The following is a 17,727-nucleotide window of genomic DNA, read 5'->3' as shown; positions in this document are numbered from 1 at the left end:
CACCACGAATCCATGACAGTTTCGCCACGCGAAAGAACCGGGGAGAAGGTATGACCGGCACACTCGCCTGGCTCGGCGGCGGCCTCGTCACGCCTGCGCGCGACGACAGCGGACCCGACCACGCCGGATATGTCGTCACCGGCGCCGCGGTGGCGCTGTTCGCCGTGGTCGCGGGGCTGGTCACCGCCGTCGCGCTCGCCGCCGCCGACGGGATCGGGTTCTTCTTCGTCGCCGTGCTCGCGCTGCTCGCCGCCGTGGCGGCCGGCGCGATCGGACGGGCGCTTGCCACCAGGAACACCACCGACGACCGGCGCGGCACCGCCGCGCGCGTCGGGGTCGGCGTGCTGGCCGGGGTGTTCGTGGCCGAGCTGGCCACTACCGTGCTGCTCGCCGGGACCGTCGACCGCGAGCTGGACGTGCGCGCCCACGCCGATGCCGAACACGCGCCTGCCGTCGTCACCGCGCGCGCCGAGTACGACCTCGCCGTCGCCGACCGCGCCGCGCTCGACGCGTCCATCGCGACCGCGCAGGCCGACATCGACCGCAACCTCGTCATCGCGCGCTGCGAGTTCAATCCGACCCCGGAGTGCCCGCAGACCCGCATCACCGGTGTCCCCGGTCGTGGACCCGAGGCCCAGACCGCCAACGAGATGCTCGACGACGCCCGCAAGCAGCTCGCCGCCGCACAGGCCCGCACCGACGGCCTCGACCAGCGCGTGCGCGCCGAGACGGCCGAGCTGGCCGCGGCCCGCGCCGACGCCTTCGCCGAGGGCGATCGCGGGATCGGCGCCCGCTGGCTGGCCATGAACGGCTACACCGCCGATCACCTCGGCGGCGCCACGCTTCGCCTGCTGATGCTGGTCGCGGGAATCGCGCTGGCGTTGTCGCCGCTGCTGCTGCGCTGGTGGCGTGGGGAGACCGCGCTCGACCGCAAGGTCGCCGCCGACGAGATCGCCGACCGGGCCGAACGCGCCGCCGACGCCGCCATCGCGGTGAAACAGGCCGAGGTGCGCACCGAGACGGCGGTGCTGCGGGCCGAGCAGGAACTCGACTCGCAACGACTGGCCATCGAGGCCGACGGCGTGATCGATCGAGAACGTCAGCGCACCAGGATCATCGCCGCGATCGGCGGTTTCGAGCTCGGGTACACCGAGCCGCATCGAAAGGACGAGTCCGTGGCTCTGGAGCCGACTTCGCAGCAACAGCTGCCCGCCGGATACCTCCCGCACGCCCTGCCGCACGGCCAGGCCGGTGCGCTGGTACCCGCCGAGCAGGCACCGCCGCCGGCGCCGACCGGAGGCGGGCTGGAGCTGCCGATCATCGGAACCGTGCCGTTCACCGACACCGCCGCGCGCTGGATCCGGCCGCTCGTCCCGTCGTTCGTCGCCAATGCCATCGACTCGGCCACGCATCCGCTGCGGACGGCGCGACAGGCGTTCGAAGAGGTCGAGGAGGTGACCTTCACGCTGCGCCGCAGCCGGAAGGTGACCGTCGATACCCAGGACTCGCACCAGCAGTTCCAGCAGGCGCCGCAGCAGCCGTACCAGCTGGCGCCCGGGCAGCAGGGTTACCTGCCCGCGGGTTATCCACAGCCGCAGTACAACCCGTACGCGCAGCAGATCGCGTCGAATGTGGTGGACGCCCCTGGCCGGAACTACCACCCGGATCCGCGTCAGTACCCTGGGCAGCCGAGCTACACCGCGTTGCCCGCGGGACAGGGCACGGCACTGCCCGCCGCCGGTCAGGGTGAACTGGCCGGGTCGGACGCGCAGGAGCTGCCGGGTGGCCAGCAGCGTCAGCTGCCGCCTGCTCGATAGCTCAGTGGACACCTGTTCACTGGGCGTCGGCGGTGATCGATCGCACCGATCAATGCCGGTTGTCAACGACAAAACGCGCGGTCAGCAGTTGTTATACGTACCTGATTTGCCAGTGACCTAGCTAACAGGTTCGCCTGTACTGGTCGATTCGGTTTACAGTTCGACTGTGATCAGCGACGTACGCTCCGGGACGTCTTCGCCCTGGGGTTCGCCCCTGCTCGGACCTGTCGAGGAGAAGGCGACCACCCGCCGGGTGCGGGTGCAGCTGCTGCTCACCGCTCCCCTGCTCATCGCCAACCTCATCGGCATCGCGATGACCATCGTGCTCGCGGGGTTCGTACTGCCCGGACCGAGCATGTTCACCGGGCGACTGCTGCTGGTGAACGCGGTTTTCACCCCGTTGTGCGCGGTGATCGCGCTGGCCATCGGCACCGTGTGGGGAACCGTGGCCGGGCTGCGGACCATGCGCTGGGCGACCGATCACGACCGTGTGCCGACACCGCACGAACAGCGCGTCACCGCGTCGGCACCGCGCTGGATGGTGCTGCAACAGGCGATGCTGTGGACCCTCGCTCTCGTCGTGCTCACCATCGTCTACGGCGTGATCGAGCCGGGGCTCATCCCCAAGCTCATCCTCGCCATCGGGTCGGCCGCGATCGTGGTGTGCGCCAACAGCTATCTGATCGTCGAATTCGCGCTGCGGCCCGTCACCGCGCGGGTGCTGCAAGCCGATCCGCAACGCAGGCGCGGCATCGGCGTGTTCGGCCGCACCATGCTGTCGTGGCTGGTCGGTGTCGGTGTGCCGGTGGCGCTGGCGATGGTCGTCGCCATCTGGGCGCTGGCCGATCCCCAGGTGAGCAAGGCGCGCCTGGCCGTGTGCGTGCTCAGTCTCGGCGGGTCGGCGTTGCTGTTCGGCATGGTGCTCATGGCGCAGGTCGTCGCCGCGACGGTCGCGCCGATCCGAGGTGTGCGCCAGGCGTTGCGCCGGGTGGAGAACGGCGACCTCGACGCCGAGATCGCGCTCTACGACGGCACCGAACTCGGTGAGCTGCAGAGCGGTTTCAACCACATGGTGCACGGCCTGCGTGAACGCGCCATGATCGAGGACCTGTTCGGAAAACACGTCGGCCACGATGTCGCCATGGCCGCCATCGCCTCGCGCCCCGTCCTCGGCGGGACCGAAACCGAGGCCGCCGCCCTGTTCATCGACATCATCGGCTCCACGACCATGGCCGCCACCCTCCCCGCGCCCGAGATCGTCGGCATCCTCAACCGCTTCTTCGACATCGTCGTCGACGAGGTGGAACGCCACGGCGGTCTGCTCAACAAGTTCGAAGGCGACGCGGCCCTCGCCATCTTCGGCACCCCCGCACCCCTGGAAGACGCGGCGGGCCAGGCCCTTTCGTGTGCCCGCGCGATCCAGCGCCGCCTGCGCGACACCTCCGACCTGGACGCGGGCATCGGCGTCGCCGCCGGGCGCGTTGTCGCGGGCAATGTGGGCACCCACAACCGCTACGAGTTCACCGTCATCGGCGATGCGGTCAACGAGGCGGCCCGCCTGTGCGAACTGTCCAAGCAATACGAACAACGCCTGCTCACCTCCGCCACCACCCTCACCAAGTCCGCGCCGACCGAAGCGGACCACTGGACCCTGGGCGAGCAGGTCACGCTGCGTGGCCGTCTGCAACCCACCCACCTCGCCCTTCCGCATACTCCGTGAACCCACTCCCCCGGCCGGGCCCCGCTAGACTCGGGCCGTGCGCCCCGTCGTGACCACGGTCGGCGCCGTCGGGGCGGGCATCGATCCGGCACAATCGCCGACGGTCCCGATCCGCCCCCTGCGATTTCGCGAACTGCTCGACGAGCCGTTCGCCCTGATCCAGGCCCATATCCGGCCGTTGGCCGGGCTCGCGGGGGCAACGCTCACCCTGGCCGTACTCGGTGTGCTCGGCGTCACCGGCCTGGTCTCGCACCTCACCGACGGCTCCGATGCGGGTACCGCGTGGGCGGTGGTGCTGGCGACGGCCGCGTTCGGGTGGTTGTCGCGGTTGGTGTTGCGTGGCACGACCGTCGCGCTGGCGCTGGCCGACTTCGCCGGCGCGCGCATCGGCCTGCGGGCGGGCATCCGGACCGCCGCACGCCACGGCGGGCCGCTCGTGCTCGCGCAGATCATGTTCTCGCTCATCGGAATCGGTGTGCTCGCTGTCGGCAGCCTGCTCGTCATCACCTATCCGCTCGCCCTGATCTGGCTGTCGAATCTGCGGGCACGCCGGTTCGCCACCGTACCCGCGATCATCGCCGAGAACGCCGGTTACCGGCAGGCCGTCGCCCGCTCTAAAGACCTGGTGGAGGGCGGGAATTGGAGCATCGGTGGACTCTGGCTCACCCAGCGGGTGCTGTTCGCCGTGCTCGCGGTGCCCGCCTTCGGTATCCCCTTCTTCCTGTCGGACTTCTCCGGCACCCACCGATGGGCCTTCATCACGCTGGTGGTCGGTGGTCTGCTGCTGGTGGTGACGGTCACCGAGATCGTGGAATCCACCAGCCGGGTGCTCTGCTATATCGACCGCCGCTGTGTCCGCGAAGGGCTCGACATCCGCATTCCGGGTGAGAACCGATGAACGACAACCAGTTCGGTCCCCCGCCACCGCCCCGGCTCGGCCCGGCCGCCGACCATCGCGCCGAAGCCGAGAACGCCGCGGGCCGCCGCGATTTCGACCGTGCCGTACGTGAGCGCTTCCGTGCGGTCCTGCGCGGACTGGAACAGAACGGCAGCCTGCCGGTGCGCCGCTCACGCACCGCGCAGGAAACCGCCGACGACGCGACCCTCGCCCTGCCACCCGAACAGTCCGTCGAATTGCATCCGGCGGCAAGCACTTTCGACGAGGTCGTGTACGGCGGCCGCCGTGCCACCGAGGACGAATACCGCCACCTCGAATACGCCGACCGCTACTCCCAGCACGCGCCGCCACCGGCCGCCGAACCGGTCGACATCGAGATCGTCGACACCGAACCCGCACCGCGCCGGCAACTTCCGCCGCTTCCGGCGATCCTGCGCAGCCCACGGTTCTGGGCCGTCCTCGCGGGCATCCTGTTCCTCGGCGTGCTCCTGTACGCGGGCCTGCAATCCTGCGGCGCGCCCAACGCACCGACCCCGCCCGACCCGCCACCGAGCATCGACAGCCAACCGGACCGGCCCGAAGACCTCCCCGACCCCGTCGGCGGCGACTCGATCTTCAGCACCCTGCCCGGCTGGCTGGCCTACGGCGGCCTGCAACTGCTCATCGCCTTCGCCGTCGTGGTGTGGTGGCGGGCCCGCAGACGCGGCGCACTTGTCGGCGAACCGCGCCCGGTGGAAGTGGCCGCCAACGAACTGCTCGCAGGCCAAGCCGGGCTGTACCGCCGCTCGGGCGACGTGGCCCACGTCGCCCACATCCTGCGCTCGGCGACCCTGCGCCGAATCCGGCCACGCCTCGGCGCCCGAACCGACGACCAACTCGTCACGACCATCGCCACCCGCCTCGGCACCCCGGCCCCCCGGATCGGCACCGTACTGTTCGGCCCGGTGCCCGACGAACCGACCCTCTACCACGTTGCCGCACACCTCGAATGGATCGAGACGGAGCTCGGATGACCGACAACACTGTCCTGCAGAAGACGCCGACCGCGGCCGAGGCCGGGGCGGCGTTGGCCGCCTTGCGTACCGAGATCGGTAAGGCGGTGGTCGGGAACGATCAGGCCGTGCTGTATCTGGTGCTCGCGCTGCTGTGCCGGGGGCACGTGCTGCTGGAAGGTGTGCCGGGCGTGGCGAAGACGCTGCTGGTGCGCGCGCTGGCCACCTCGCTCGACCTCGAGCACGCGCGGGTGCAGTTCACCCCCGACCTGATGCCGGGCGATGTCACCGGGTCGCAGATCTACGACCCGCATTCGGCCGAGTTCACCTTCCGGCAGGGGCCCGTGTTCACCAACCTGCTGCTGGCCGACGAGATCAACCGGACCCCACCGAAAACCCAGTCCTCACTGCTGGAATCGATGGAGGAGCGCCAGGTTTCGGTGGACGGGCAGCCCCGGCCGCTGCCCGACCCGTTCGTGGTGATCGCCACCCAGAACCCGATCGAGCAGGAGGGCACCTATCCGCTGCCCGAAGCGCAGCTCGACCGGTTCCTGTTCAAGGTCGACATCCGCCTGCCCGAACGCGACGACGAGTTCCGCATCCTGCAGCGCCACGCCAACGGCTTCGACCCACGTGACCTGAGCGCGGCCGGGCTGCGGCCGGTCGCCGGGCCCGCGCACATCGCGGCCGCGCGGGCGGCGGTGGGCCAGGTGACGGTGAGTCCCGAGGTGCTCGCCTACATCGTCGACCTGTGCCGGGCCACCCGGTCCTCACCTGCCGTCGCGCACGGTGCGTCGACCCGTGGCGCCACCGCGCTGCTCGCGGCGGCCCGCGCCTTCGCCTGGCTGAACGGGCGGGGGTACGTGACCCCCGACGACGTGAAAACCGTTGCCGTTCCGGTGCTTCGGCACCGTCTGCAGTTGCGTCCGGAGGCCGAGCTGGACGGGGTGAGCGCCGAGGGTGTGCTCGCGTCGTTGCTCGGCTCGGTGCCGGTTCCGGTGTAGCGGTGGTCGTCACAGGCCGGTTCGCGCTGCTCGCCACGATGGCGGGCGCGCTGGTGATGTTCGCCGTTCCGTCGTTCGGCGGTGTGCTCGGCGCGAGTTCGCTGCTGCTCGTCGTCCTGCTGACCGATGTGGCGCTGGCCGCCCGCCCCAACACGCTGACGGTGACGCGCGAACCGTTGACCGTCGTCCGGCTGGGCCGGGAGACGGAAGTGGAACTGGCCGTGACCAATACGGGTACCGCCACGGTTCGCGGGCTGCTCTGGGACGCGTGGCCCGAGAGTGCCCGCGCCGAATACCGCACGCGCCGACTGGCTTTGGCACCGAGTACCCGGATCCGGTTCCGCACCAAGCTGAATCCGGTATATCGCGGTGACCGGGTGGCGGGTCCGGTGACACTGCGCCTGCTCGGACCACTCGGCATGGCCGGACGGCAGACCCGCGTCGACGCACCCGCCCGCGTCCGCGCGCTGCCCGCCTTCCGCAGCGAGCGCCTGCTGCGGTCGAAGGTGAAGCGGCTGCACCACCTCGAGGGCCGCAATGTCGCCAATACCCGTGGTCAGGGCACCGAATTCGATTCGTTCCGGGAGTACGTGGCAGGCGACGACGTGCGCAGCATCGACTGGCGGGCCACCGCGCGCGCCACCGATGTGCTCGTGCGCACCTGGCGGCCCGAACGCAACCGGCACATGCTGATGGTGCTCGACACCGGCCGGGTCAGCGCGGGCCGGGTGGGCGAGGGCACCAGGCTGGACTGCGCGATCGAAGCCGCCCTGCTGCTCGGCGGGCTGGCCGGCGCGGCGGGCGACACCGTCGACCTGCTGGCCTACGACCGCACGGTGCGCGCGGAGGTGACCGGCGCCGGTGGCGCGGGCCTGCCGATGAAACTTATGCACACTCTTGCCGGGGTCACGCCGCAGCTTGTGGATACCGACACCGACGGCCTGGTTCGCACCGTGCTCGCCCGGGTGCGCAGGCGGGCGCTGATCGTGTGGTTCACCAGTCTCGACGGTCCGACGGTCACCGAACACCTGCTGCCCGCGCTGCCGACGCTCACCCGACGGCACCGGGTGCTCATCGTCTCGGTGACCGACCCCGACATCGCCGCCGCCGCTCGCGACCGGGAAACCGCCGATGCCATCTACACCTCGGCCGCCGCCGAGACCGTGCTGGCCGAGCGGGCGGTGGTGCAGGAATCCCTGCGCAGGCGCGGGGTAGCGGTGGTCACCGCGGCGCCGGATCAGCTGCCGGAGGCGCTGGCCGACGAGTATCTGGAGCTCAAGCGGTCCGGTTCGCTCTGAGTTGTGGACAGCCGGAGTTTCCACCGGCACTCACAGTTCATGCACCGATTCACCAACAGGTTGTCCACAGGGCGAGCCTGTGCACAACTTCTCAGCGCAGCGAAAGCTGCTGGCGCCGAGACAGAATCGCGCCGATCACGTGATACGGGGGATAACCGGCGGGCACCTGGGTGCGGACCGCCGCGCACATCGACTCGGCCAGCTTCGTCCCCAGGTGGTGCTGGGCGGCCGGGGTGAGGGTGCGCAGCCTGGTGAGGTACTGCCGGGCGGCCGTCGCGAGGTCGTCGGACAGGCCGGTCGGGTCGAGCTGCGCCGCCCAGCCGGTGAGCCACGGTGGTGCGGCCGCCAGAGCGGGCCGGGGAAGCTGCTGACGGGTGTGCACAACCACCGTGCCCGCGAGCACGTCACCCACGCGCCTGCCCTCGCGTGAGCACAGCGAGGTGATCACCGCGACCGCGCCGAAGCCACCGAGCATCCAGAAGTCGACGATCGCCCCCGCCAGTCCACGGGTGAGCGCATGCCGGAAATCCGCCGGGCCCGCATCGGCGCGAACTACCCGCAGCCCGAACGCCATCTTCCCCAGGGACCGCCCGCGCGTGAGGGTTTCACTGCACACCGGGTAGCCGACCAGCACGGTCACGATGGTGACCACCGCGAGCACCGACATCCACGCATCGTCGGCGCCGCTCCACAGCAGCATCAGCATCCCGGCGTAGAACAGGCCGAAGGCCAGCGTCAGCTGCAGCATCAGGTCGATCAGGAAAGCGCCCGCACGGCTGGGGATACGCGCGATGGGAAGTTCGAGCGCCACCGCTTCGCCGGTGGTGAATTCGGCCATGTGGCTAGCATTCCCGATATGGACACCGATGCCTACAGCTGGGCGCGTCAACGGTCGTGGTATCGGCTGGATCAGCTGGTCCGTCAGCGCAGGCTCACCGGGGCCGAGGCCGACGAACTGATCGCCCTGTACCGCTCGGCGTCCCAGCAGCTGGCCAAGCTGCAGAGCCATCGGGCCGATCCCGAGGTGCTCGCCGGGCTCAGCGCGCTGCTCGCCCGCGCGCGTGGGCGCGTGCTCGCGGCGCGCGCACAGCCGTGGCGCGAGATGGGCAGATTCTTCACCAGGGGCTTTCCGGCGGCTGTGTACAGAGCGTGGCCGTGGTGGTTGGGGACAACCGCGATCTTCCTGCTCGTCAGCACGGTGATCGCGGTGCTTGTGGACAACTCGGCGGGCGCCCGCGAAGCCCTGGGGATTCCCGAGGGCGACCACTCGATCATCACCGGACCTGGGGGTTCGTTCGAGACCTACTATTCCGAACACCCCAACGACGCCTTCGCCGCCAAGGTGTGGACCCACAATTCCTGGGTCTCGGCGATCGCCTTGTTCACCGGCGTGCTGATCCTCCCGGCTGTGTATGCCCTGTTCATGAACGCGCTGAATCTGGGGATAACCGGTGGATTGATGGCCGACGCCGGCCGGCTCGACTCGTTCTTCGGTTTCATCCTTCCGCACGGAACGCTCGAGCTCACAGCGCTGTTCGTGGCGGGCGGCGTCGGCTTGAAGCTCGGCTGGACGCTGGTCGATCCCGGTCGGTCGAGCCGGGCTGCGGCGATGGCCCGGCAGGGCAGGGCGACTGCCACTGTCGCACTCGGTCTCGTGGCGGTGCTGCTGGTGTGTGGATTGCTCGAAGGCTTCGTGACGCCGAGCGGCCTGCCCGCGCCCGTGCGCATCGCCCTGGGCTTCCTGGCCGAGGGACTGTTCCTCGCCTATGTATTCGTGGTGGGCCGCCGGGTCGCCGAGGAACAGGACACCGCTTCCGCGCTGCCCGCGGCCATGCCCGATCCGACCCTGCGATGGCTGCCGAAAGCTCCCACGCGGGTGTGATCACGCATCTGCACGTGCATTTGTGCGGCAGGCAACTCCGAGCACACCTCGGCTGTGAGCCCACTGGGCAATCGACAGCTACGTGAGGTTACGAGTTGGTGAACTCCCCCGATTTGAGTTCCGCTGGCCGCAGCGAGTCGAGCTCGAGCTGCGGCCAGCGTTGCCGTTAACTGTACACAATCGTTATGCCCATGCAACCCCCAACGCGCAGGTTAGGGGTATCGAGTGCGGGTCTGCGAAGACGTGTGAAGCGTGCGCTCTCCACAGCTACAGCTAACTCCTGGCGCGTCGCCGGGACCGCAATTGCACACACCGGGAATTCACCTTCGGCAAACCTGGGACCATCGGTCCCACGCGTTCGAAGGGGCGGTCCAGGGAATATTGCTGCCCATTGCCCACACCCACGACCGCGCCCCGCGCATAGCCGATAACCTGCGACAACGGCAACCGGATTTCGGTTTGCGCGATACTCGAGGCCTTAAAAGAAACCTTAAGTTTGTTTACAAGGCTGCAAACATGATCAACAACTAGCAATCAGGTCGAATCACCTGCCATACAGCTACTTACTGCGCGGCTGACAAGTTGCGCAGAGCCTCCCGAACGGCGCGAGACGGGCAGTGAAACAGCTGGAAGACGGCCGGATTACCGCGCTGTGATCTTCGCCTCACCGCCCCGGAATGCCGAAGCCCTACGATGACGAGATGACCGGGGTCAAGGACCGTTTTCTCACCATCGTTGCCGGCCAGCTCGGTAATCCGCACGGGCCACTCGGCAAGGTGGTGGCCTTGCTCCTCAATCGGGGGAACAAACGCGCCATCGTGGGTGCCGTCGACGGCGCCGCCCCCGCCGCGGGCGCGGATGTGGCCGATATCGGTTTCGGTGGCGGCGCCGGGCTGGCGATGCTGCTGGAGCGAGTGGGCCCGGACGGCGTGGTGCACGGCATCGAACCCTCGCCCGACATGCTCGCCCGCGCTCGTGGCACCTATGCCATGGAGGTGGCCGAGGACCGGCTCGTGCTCGCCGAGGGCACTCTCGCCGCCCTGCCGCTGCCCGACGCGAGCCTGGACGCGGCGATCACGGTGAACACCATCTACTTCCTCGACGACCTGCCCGCCGCGTGCGCCGAACTCGACCGCGTGCTCCGGCCCGGCGGCACCGCCGTGATCGGTATCGGCGATCCGGACGGTATGGCCCGGATGCCTTTCACCCCTTATGGATTCACGCTGCGCCCGGTGGCCGAGGTAATGGGTGCGCTCACCGGCGTCGGCTTCACGGTCGAACAGCGCACCCTGCCCGGCCCGCCCTTCCCCTTCCATCTACTCGTCGCGCGCAAGGGGTGAGCGTCGCCGAAAACGACAAAAGGCCCGATCCCGTGGGATCGAGCCTTTTGCTCTCTGTGGGCGAAGGGGGACTTGAACCCCCACGTCCTTACGGACACTGGCACCTGAAGCCAGCGCGTCTGCCATTCCGCCACTCGCCCGAGCGACTCGAAAAATCTAACATGCCCTCCGGCTGAAAATAAAATCGGGCCCCCGACCTGCGGTGATGCGGACGTGATCGGCTCGGGAACCGGGGCGCCGCGCCGGGAGTTACCTGGTAGGAGGATCGTGGATATCATGCAAGGAACGTGGTCGGGTTCGGACACGCCGTAAAGGGCACTCCGACAGGACGGACACGCGCACCGAAGGGAGGGCTGTGATGGGCATCGTGTCGAGATTCGAACGTCGCTTACAGAGCGCCGTCGGTGACGTGTTCGCGAGGGTGTTCGGCGGCAGCGTCGTTCCCCAGGAGGTAGAGGCCGCGCTGCAGCGCGAAGCCGCAGATCGGATCCAGGAACTGGAGGGCGGGCATCAGCTCGCACCCAACAGTTATGTGATCACGATCAACGAATCAGATTTCGGGAAACTCGACGCAGATCACGACCTGACGACCAAGGCGTTCGCCAAACATCTGCAGGATTACATCCGCGAGCAGGGCTGGCAGACCTACGGCGAAGTGCACGTGGCGTTCGAGGCATCACCTACGCTGCACACCGGAATGTTCAGAGCGAGCGGCCGCGTCGACCCCGACGCCGGTCGCGGGACCGTCCCACCTCGCCCCGGACCGCCACAACGACCCGCACACCCGCAACCAGGAGCTGGCCCCATGACGCACAACTCAGGCTACGAGCCAAGCCGAGAGCCCGCGGAGTCCGATCCACGCAACCGCGGGTACGCACCGCCGCCCGCCGCGCCTGGGGCTCCCTATCCGCCTGCCGACGACTACGGCCGCGGTGGCTACGGCGCGCCCGACCAGCCCGGCTACGACCCCGCCTACGGCCAGCAGGGCGGCGAGTACCACAACGGGTACGACCAGGCCCCGCAGCCGGGATACGGTCAGCCGGGATACGGTCAGCAGGGCTATGCCGAACCCGGTTACGACCAGCAGGGCGGGTACGGCCAGCAGGCCTACAGCCAGCAGGGTGGGTACGGCCAGCCCGGTTACGCCGAACCGGGCTACGACCAGCAGGGCGGGTACGGCCAGCAGGGTTACGCCGATCCGCAGCAGGCCTACGGCCAGCAGGGCGGGTACGGCCAGCAGGGTTACGCCGAACCGGGTTACGACCAGCAGGGCGGCTACGGCCAGAACGGTTACGCCGAGCCCGGCTACGGTCAGTCCTCCGGTTACGGCGCCCAGGCGGCCGGTTACGCCGAGCCCGCTTACGAGGAGCCGGCCGGTTACGGCCAGCAGGGTGGTTACGCCCAGCCGCAACCCGGTTACGGCCAGCCCGCGGGTGGTTACGGTGCCCCGGCCCAGTCCAGCTACTCGGCCACGCTGCAGCTCGACGACGGCAGCGGCCGCACCTACCAGCTGCGTGAGGGTTCCAACATCATCGGCCGCGGCCAGGACGCACACTTCCGGCTGCCCGACACCGGTGTGTCGCGCCGCCACATCGAGGTCCGCTGGGACGGCCAGACCGCCATGCTCTCCGACCTGGGTTCCACCAACGGCACGCTGGTCAACGGCTCGCCGGTACAGGACTGGCAGCTCGCCGACGGTGACGTCATCCGGGCCGGACATTCCGAGATCCTGATCAGGATCGTCTGATCCCGTAAGCTGCGCGGTGCAGGTCACGTGTCGACGCCGTCGGCCCTATGATGCTGCCATCACACGCACGGCCCCGACCTCGGGGCCCGCAAGCCAGCACGCTGGTGGGGGTCACTTCGTCCCCTGCCGCACCGACGTACCCGGGCGAACAGGAGGTGGAACGCCGTGCAGGGACTGATCCTGCAATTGACCCGCGCGGGGTTCCTGCTGCTGCTCTGGTTGTTCGTCTGGGCCGTTCTGCGGACCTTGCGCAGCGATATCTACGCGGCATCCGGCATCCGGATACAGCCGAGGGCCGCACGCGGAGCGCGTGGTTCCATCGGTCTGCCATCCCTGAGCCGAGGCCAGAAGGGCGCCAAGTATCTAGTGGTGACTCATGGTTCACTAGCCGGCACTCGGATCACACTCGGCACGCAGCCGGTTCTCATCGGCCGCGCCGACGATTCGACGCTGGTACTCACCGACGACTACGCCTCGACCAGGCACGCGCGACTGTCTCAGCGTGGTGACGACTGGTACGTGGAAGACCTCGGTTCCACCAACGGCACGTATCTCGACCGCGCGAAAGTCACCACCGCCGTCCGTGTTCCGCTCGGCACTCCTGTCCGGGTCGGCAAAACAGTGATCGAGCTGCGATCGTGACACTTGTTCTGCGCTACACCGCGCGAAGCGACCGCGGACTCGTCCGGGGCAACAACGAGGATTCGGTCTACGCGGGCGCTCGCCTGCTGGCCCTCGCCGACGGGATGGGTGGACACGCCGCCGGTGAAGTCGCCTCCCAGTTGATGATCGCCGCGCTGGCGCATCTCGACGACGACGAACCCGGCGAGGACATCCTCGGCAAGCTCGACCGCGCCACCCGTTCCGGCAACGCCGCCATCGCCGACCACGTCGAGGCCGAACCCGAACTCGACGGCATGGGCACCACGCTCACCGCCATCCTGTTCGCGGGCCGCAAGCTCGGCATGGTGCACATCGGCGACTCGCGCGCCTACATGCTGCGCGACGGCGAACTCACCCAGATCACCCGCGACGACACCTTCGTGCAGTCGCTGGTCGACGAGGGCAGGATCACGCCCGAGCAGGCGCACACCCACCCGCAGCGATCGCTCATCATGCGTGCCCTCACCGGCAACGAGATCGAGCCGACGCTCATCATGCGCGAAGCCCGCGCCGGTGACCGGTATCTGCTGTGCTCCGACGGACTCTCCGACGTGGTGAGCGACGAGACCATCGGCAACACCATGCGCGAGGGCAATACCGACGAGTGCGCCGACCGGCTCATCGAATTGGCTTTGCGCTCAGGTGGTCCCGACAACGTCACCGTTGTCGTCGCCGATGTGATCGACCTCGACTACGGGCAGAGTCATCCGATCGTCGCCGGTGCCGCCTCCACCGAGGAGGAGGAAGACGCGCCGCCGCCGAACACCGCGGCCGGCCGCGCCGCCGCCATGCGTCCGCCGCGCGCCCAGCCACGCCGGGCCGCCGCCGCTCCCCCGCCGCCCGAGACCAAGTCGCACAAGCTGCGCTGGCTGCTGCTGTCGGTGGCCTTGATCGTGGCCGTCGCGGTGGGACTCGTGGTGGGCTACAAGATGATTCGCAGCAACTACTACGTGGGCGCCGACAACGATCAGGTGGTCGTGATGCGCGGCCTGCCCGGTTCGATCCTCGGCTACGCCATCCACGATGTGGAACTCACCGCCTGCGTGAACAGCAAGAACGAGATCACGCTCCTCGAGGTCGGCGCCACCGCCCCCAACGGCTGCAAGAAGCTGATGGTCAGCGATCTCAAGCAGACCGGCCGCGACCAGGTGGAGCGCAGCCTGCCGCCGGATTCGCTTGCCCAGGCCCGCGAGAGCATGCGCCGGCTCACCGGCGAGGTCCTCGACCCGTGCCCCAAGAAGGAATCGGTGCCGCAGCCGGGTGTGCTGCCCACCGAGGTTCCCCCTGCCACCCCGGCGCCCGCGCCCGGCCCCGGTGACCAGCCCGCCACGGCGACACCGACGCCTGCCCCGACCACTACGCCCGCCCCGACACCTTCCCCGCAGATCTCAGGGGAGAACTGCCGGGTGACGGACTGATGTCCGCACCGGCACCACCGTCGGCGGGGGCTTTCCCGAGTCCCCCAGGCGGATTCGCGCCCGCACCGCCGCCCTCGACGCGGCGGAATCAGGAGCTGTTGCTGCTGGCGGGCGCGGCGGGTATCACGACGGTGTCGTTGTTCATCGTCGAGGCGAGCCAGGAACAGTCGATCACCTGGGACATCGCCAAGTACGGCGTGGCGTTCCTCGCGCTGTTCGGGGTGGCGCATCTGGCGGTTCGCCGGTTCGCGCCGTTCGCCGACCCACTACTGCTACCGATCGTGGCGCTGCTCAACGGTCTCGGTCTCGTCCTGATCCACCGCCTCGACCTCGCCGACGCGCAGCAGGCGGCATACGACTCGAGCCCCATCCCGTCCCCGGACGCCAACCAGCAGATCATGTGGACCGGCCTCGGCATCGTGGTGTTCATCAGCCTGCTCATCGTGTTGCGTGACTACCGCACGCTGGCGCGCTACACCTACACACTAGGCCTGGTCGGACTGATCGCGTTGGCGATTCCGGCACTGTTGCCGAGCCGGTTCTCCGAAGTCAACGGCGCCAAGATCTGGATCAAGCTCCCCGGATTCAGTGTGCAGCCGGGCGAATTCGCCAAGATCCTGCTCATCATCTTCTTCGCGGGTGTGCTCGTCGCCCAGCGTGACCTGTTCACCGCCGCGGGCAAGCATTTTCTCGGCATGGAGTTCCCGCGTCCGCGCGACCTCGGTCCGGTGCTGATCGTGTGGGTCGTGTGCATCGGTGTGCTCGTGCTCGAAAAGGACCTCGGCACCTCGCTGCTGATCTTCGGCACGGTGCTGGTGATGCTCTACATCGCGACCGAGCGGGTGGGCTGGTTGCTCATCGGCGGCGGCCTGCTCGCGCTCGGCTTCGTGTTCGCCTACCAGCTTTTCGGGCATGTGCGGGTGCGCGTCGACACCTGGCTGCACCCGTTCGACGACTATCACAACACCGGCTACCAGATCTCGCAGTCGCTGTTCGGTTTCGCCACCGGCGGCCTGGCGGGGACGGGTCTTGGCAGCGGGCGTCCGCAGCAGGTGCCGTTCGCCAAGACCGACTTCATCGTCACCACCATCGGTGAGGAACTCGGCCTGATCGGCCTGGCCGCCGTGCTGATGCTGTTCCTGATCTTCATCGTGCGTGGGCTGCGCACCGCGCTCGCCGTGCGCGACAGTTTCGGCAAGCTGCTCGCGGCGGGCCTGTCGTTCACCATCGCCATCCAGATCTTCGTGGTGGTCGGCGGCGTCACCAAGCTGATCCCGCTGACGGGTCTGACCACGCCGTTCATCTCCTACGGTGGTTCCTCGCTGCTGGCCAACTACGCGCTGCTCGGGTTGCTGATCAAGATCTCCGACGCCGCCCGCGCGCCCGCGCCGACCCGCAAACGCGCACCGGCGCCGATCGCCGAGGCGTCGACCGAGTTGTTGCGCAGGTCGGAAGGCAGGGCGAGCGCATGAACACTCCACTACGCCGGGTCGCCGTCGCCGTGATGGTGATGGTCGTCGCGCTCCTGGTGAACGCCACCTATCTGCAGGTGGTCAAGGCCGACGACCTGCGCGCCGACCCGCGCAACGTGCGCGTGCTGCTCGACGAGTACTCGCGCCAGCGCGGCCAGATCTCGGCGGGCGGCACCGTGCTCGCCGGGTCGGTGGCCACCGACGACCGGTACAAGTACCTGCGCCAATACCCGAGCAGCCCACCCGCTTACGCGCCCGTCACCGGGTTCTACTCGATGCAGTACGGCAAGACCGGGATCGAGCTGGCCGAGGACCCGTTGCTCTCGGGCAACGACTCGAGCCTGTTCGGGCGCAGGCTCGTCGACATGTTCTCCGGTCGCGACCCGCGCGGCGCCAATGTGATCACCACCTTGAACCCGGTGATGCAGCAGGTGGCCTACGACGAGATGACGGCCAAGGGCTACACCGGTTCGGTGGTGGCGATCGAGCCGAGCACCGGCAAGATCCTGACGATGGTCTCCACCCCGAGCTACGACCCCAACGAACTGTCGGGCCACGACGGTGCGGCCGGACGGGCGGCCTGGGACCGGCTCAAGAACGACCCATCCCAGCCGATGCTCAATCGCGCGGTCTCCCAGACCTATCCGCCCGGTTCCACCTTCAAGGCCGTGGTCACCGCCGCCGCGCTGGCCAACGGCGTGAGCGTGGACGACCAGTTCACCGCCGCCCCCAACATCACCTTGCCCGGCACCAGGACCACGCTGGAGAACTACAACGGCGCCACCTGCGGTGACCAGCCGACCGCCTCGCTCACCGAGGCCTTCCGGCGGTCCTGCAACACCGCGTTCGTCGAACTGGGGATGAAGGTCGGCGCCGCCGAGCTCAAGGACCAGGCCGCGGCCTTCGGGATCGGCCCGCACCGCGGTGTCCCGATCCCGGTCGCCGAGTCGACGGTCGGGCCGATCCCCGACAACGCGGCTCTCGGCCAGAGCAGCATCGGTCAGCGCGATGTCGCGGTGACCCCGCTCGACGTCGCCGTGATCGCCGCGACCATCGCCAACGGCGGCTCCCGGATGCAGCCCTACCTGGTGGACCAGACGCAGGCTCCCGACCTGTCGGAGCTGAGTGTGACCGAGCCCTTCTCGGTGGGCCAGGCCGTGAGTCCACAGGTAGCGTCGAGCCTGGTGAACCTGATGATCGCCTCCGAAGCCAACACCGCGGGCGGCGGCCGGTCGCCGTACCAGATCGCGTCCAAGACCGGCACGGCCGAACACGGCAGCAATCCCCGTAACACCCCGCCGCATGCCTGGTATATGGCCTTCGCGCCCGCGCAGAACCCGAAGATCGCCATCGCGGTGATCGTCGAGAACGGCGGCGACCGGGCGCTGGCGGCGACCGGCGGCTCGGTGGCCGCACCGATCGCCAGGTCGGTACTGGACGCAGGCCTGGCAGGGGGCTGAACGAAATGAGTGTGCG

At 68.9% G+C, this 17,727-nt stretch carries 14 protein-coding genes and 1 tRNA gene; 13 read left to right on the top strand and 2 right to left on the bottom strand.

Annotated elements, in window-relative coordinates; all coding sequences use genetic code 11:
- Positions 1–50 precede the first annotated feature (50 nt).
- The 6 genes from ACWEVR_RS27935 to ACWEVR_RS27910 all read left to right on the top strand — a co-directional run bounded on the left by ACWEVR_RS27935 (position 51) and on the right by ACWEVR_RS27910 (position 7,729).
- Positions 51–1,817, top strand: coding sequence for a DUF4407 domain-containing protein (locus ACWEVR_RS27935; RefSeq protein WP_452469346.1), 1,767 nt, complete (start codon positions 51–53; stop codon positions 1,815–1,817).
- Between the two features lie 166 nt (positions 1,818–1,983).
- Positions 1,984–3,537, top strand: coding sequence for an adenylate/guanylate cyclase domain-containing protein (locus tag ACWEVR_RS27930; RefSeq protein WP_452469345.1), 1,554 nt, complete (start codon positions 1,984–1,986; stop codon positions 3,535–3,537).
- A 37-nt stretch (positions 3,538–3,574) separates the two neighbouring features.
- On the top strand, positions 3,575–4,435 hold the full coding sequence (locus tag ACWEVR_RS27925) for a hypothetical protein (RefSeq protein WP_452469344.1): 861 nt from the start codon (positions 3,575–3,577) through the stop codon (positions 4,433–4,435).
- A complete protein-coding gene (locus tag ACWEVR_RS27920) occupies positions 4,432–5,448 on the top strand; it encodes a DUF4129 domain-containing protein (RefSeq protein ID WP_452469343.1) in 1,017 nt (338 codons plus the stop codon). The genes ACWEVR_RS27925 and ACWEVR_RS27920 overlap by 4 nt, the downstream gene beginning before the upstream one ends.
- On the top strand, positions 5,445–6,431 hold the full coding sequence (locus ACWEVR_RS27915) for an AAA family ATPase (RefSeq protein WP_452469342.1): 987 nt from the start codon (positions 5,445–5,447) through the stop codon (positions 6,429–6,431). The genes ACWEVR_RS27920 and ACWEVR_RS27915 overlap by 4 nt, the downstream gene beginning before the upstream one ends.
- Before the next feature lie 2 nt (positions 6,432–6,433).
- A complete protein-coding gene (locus tag ACWEVR_RS27910; protein WP_452469341.1) occupies positions 6,434–7,729 on the top strand; it encodes a DUF58 domain-containing protein in 1,296 nt (431 codons plus the stop codon).
- Positions 7,730–7,820: 91 nt separating this feature from the next.
- On the opposite strand, the gene ACWEVR_RS27905 is transcribed toward ACWEVR_RS27910, so the two are convergent.
- The gene (locus ACWEVR_RS27905) at positions 7,821–8,567 is read right to left on the bottom strand and encodes an RDD family protein (protein ID WP_452469340.1); all 747 of its coding nucleotides are present in this window, start codon (positions 8,565–8,567) and stop codon (positions 7,821–7,823) included.
- 18 nt (positions 8,568–8,585) lie between these two features.
- On the opposite strand from ACWEVR_RS27905, the gene ACWEVR_RS27900 reads away from it, so the two are divergent.
- Together ACWEVR_RS27900 and ACWEVR_RS27895 are read left to right on the top strand one after the other, a co-directional pair.
- Positions 8,586–9,611, top strand: coding sequence for a stage II sporulation protein M (locus ACWEVR_RS27900; RefSeq protein ID WP_452469339.1), 1,026 nt, complete (start codon positions 8,586–8,588; stop codon positions 9,609–9,611).
- Between the two features lie 701 nt (positions 9,612–10,312).
- On the top strand, positions 10,313–10,951 hold the full coding sequence (locus ACWEVR_RS27895; protein ID WP_452469338.1) for a class I SAM-dependent methyltransferase: 639 nt from the start codon (positions 10,313–10,315) through the stop codon (positions 10,949–10,951).
- A gap of 57 nt (positions 10,952–11,008) precedes the next feature.
- On the opposite strand, the gene ACWEVR_RS27890 is transcribed toward ACWEVR_RS27895, so the two are convergent.
- Positions 11,009–11,091, bottom strand: a tRNA-Leu gene (locus ACWEVR_RS27890).
- Positions 11,092–11,309: 218 nt separating this feature from the next.
- Between ACWEVR_RS27890 and ACWEVR_RS27885 the strand changes: the two genes are divergently transcribed.
- From ACWEVR_RS27885 to ACWEVR_RS27865, 5 genes are all read left to right on the top strand, one after another.
- The gene (locus ACWEVR_RS27885; protein ID WP_452469337.1) at positions 11,310–12,698 is read left to right on the top strand and encodes an FhaA domain-containing protein; all 1,389 of its coding nucleotides are present in this window, start codon (positions 11,310–11,312) and stop codon (positions 12,696–12,698) included.
- A gap of 165 nt (positions 12,699–12,863) precedes the next feature.
- Positions 12,864–13,340 carry an FHA domain-containing protein FhaB/FipA gene (locus tag ACWEVR_RS27880; RefSeq protein ID WP_067495180.1) on the top strand — a complete coding sequence of 159 codons (477 nt, stop codon included), beginning with the start codon at positions 12,864–12,866 and terminating at the stop codon, positions 13,338–13,340.
- Positions 13,337–14,779 (top strand): PP2C family protein-serine/threonine phosphatase, encoded by a 1,443-nt coding sequence (locus ACWEVR_RS27875; protein WP_067495178.1) that lies wholly within the window; start codon positions 13,337–13,339, stop codon positions 14,777–14,779. Before ACWEVR_RS27880 ends, ACWEVR_RS27875 begins: the two co-directional genes overlap by 4 nt.
- On the top strand, positions 14,779–16,251 hold the full coding sequence (locus tag ACWEVR_RS27870; RefSeq protein WP_067495175.1) for an FtsW/RodA/SpoVE family cell cycle protein: 1,473 nt from the start codon (positions 14,779–14,781) through the stop codon (positions 16,249–16,251). The genes ACWEVR_RS27875 and ACWEVR_RS27870 overlap by 1 nt, the downstream gene beginning before the upstream one ends.
- Positions 16,248–17,711, top strand: coding sequence for a peptidoglycan D,D-transpeptidase FtsI family protein (locus ACWEVR_RS27865; RefSeq protein WP_067495172.1), 1,464 nt, complete (start codon positions 16,248–16,250; stop codon positions 17,709–17,711). Before ACWEVR_RS27870 ends, ACWEVR_RS27865 begins: the two co-directional genes overlap by 4 nt.
- The last annotated feature ends 16 nt before the right edge of the window (positions 17,712–17,727 follow it).

It is taken from the genome of Nocardia sp. NPDC003979 (assembly GCF_053605015.1).
This window is presented reverse-complemented; position numbering and strand designations above follow the sequence as displayed.